This window comes from Vibrio sp. Vb0304, from assembly GCF_033338995.1.
Classification (GTDB): domain Bacteria; phylum Pseudomonadota; class Gammaproteobacteria; order Enterobacterales; family Vibrionaceae; genus Vibrio; species Vibrio alginolyticus.
Map to the genome: position 1 here is coordinate 1 of NZ_JAWOTT010000168.1, position 1311 is coordinate 1311.

The window sequence follows — 1311 nt, forward strand, 5'->3', positions numbered from 1 at the left end:
GATTGGTCGTCTCCGGTTAAAAAGCGTGCGGCAACTTCCACTTCTACACTTTGATCGCCAGTATCAATCCATTGGTAATTCAGCCATTGCGTCACAATCACACCGCCATCTTGCGGCGAGTACATGACGTCCAATGTTGGAGTGATATCGCTAAGCCACTCCAAATCCGCTCTTCCGCGCCACGCTGTCCACGCTTCGAGATCCCAGCGCCAATGCAACATGAGATTGTGCTGAACAATATTGGCGTGTTGAAACCCTTGGGCGTAGCTAGTAGCAAGTAGAGTCGTATCCGACGATTGGGAGAGCCATTCACCACGTGCGATTGCTTGCTCCCATTGGCTTTTCGACCATGCTCGGCTGTCATACCAATATTCGGCGATCACATTGTGTCCGGCTTGGTTCGCCCAATTTAATCCCACCAACGCTTGGAAAGCGCTGCCTTGTTCTTCCACCGTCACGGGTTGATAACGATCGCTCGGCTGCCCTTCATTTTTAAACTGATAGCCAACGCTCTGCTTTTGCCACAACAACGAGCTGTGCATGGCTATAGATTCATCCAACACGGCAATGGCACTCGCACCCAACAAACCCCGACGCACATCATCGTAATAGCCTATGAGTTGGTACTCCGTATCGCCCACCAACGCATAACGGCGAATCCCAAACCCACGCTGCTCCGCGGCTTGATCAAGCGCGCTTTGCTCCTGTAGCCCCCAACTCGAGTCCGTTGCAACCGCCGTCCATACACCTGACATGTCGTAATACGAAAGTGAAAACACACCCGCTCCCTCCTCTGCCACCAAGCCGACCGGATTTTGTCGATATGGTTTGAACAAATCTAAAGGTCGATAGCCATAACCTACGCCCCAATCAACGCGCAACTTGCCTGCGCTGACATCCAAAGTGGTATCACCAACTTGCCATTCGCCCTGCCACGCCAGTTCTCGGATAAGAAGTTGATTATCCGCCTCGCCCCACCATTCATGCTCACCTTGCTGATTGAGATACAAACCTTGGCTGTACAAGGTGAATAAGCCACTGATGTTTTGATAATTCACTTGCACATCAAGTAAAGCGTTGAGCGAGTCACGCGCGCTTCCTTGCGCCTCCATAAACGCGCTATCTCGCTGCTTGGCAGTTTCGTAACTTACCGCCCAATCCCATTCAAAACTCCACTCATCACTAGCCACAACAGGTGCAACCATCCATAATGAAGCGGCAATGAAGCTAATCGCAGCGCTGTTTACATTGATGATGGCGTTAAAGAATCGCACTTTCATAAAACATCCTTGATGGCGTTAATAACCTTAA

General features: G+C 50.6%; 1 protein-coding gene. It reads right to left on the reverse strand.

What is annotated here, in order from left to right:
- A partial coding sequence (locus tag R7P35_RS24705; protein WP_318092992.1) for a hypothetical protein occupies positions 1–1280 on the reverse strand: 1280 nt, incomplete at its 3' end.
- Positions 1281–1311: the final 31 nt, after the last annotated feature.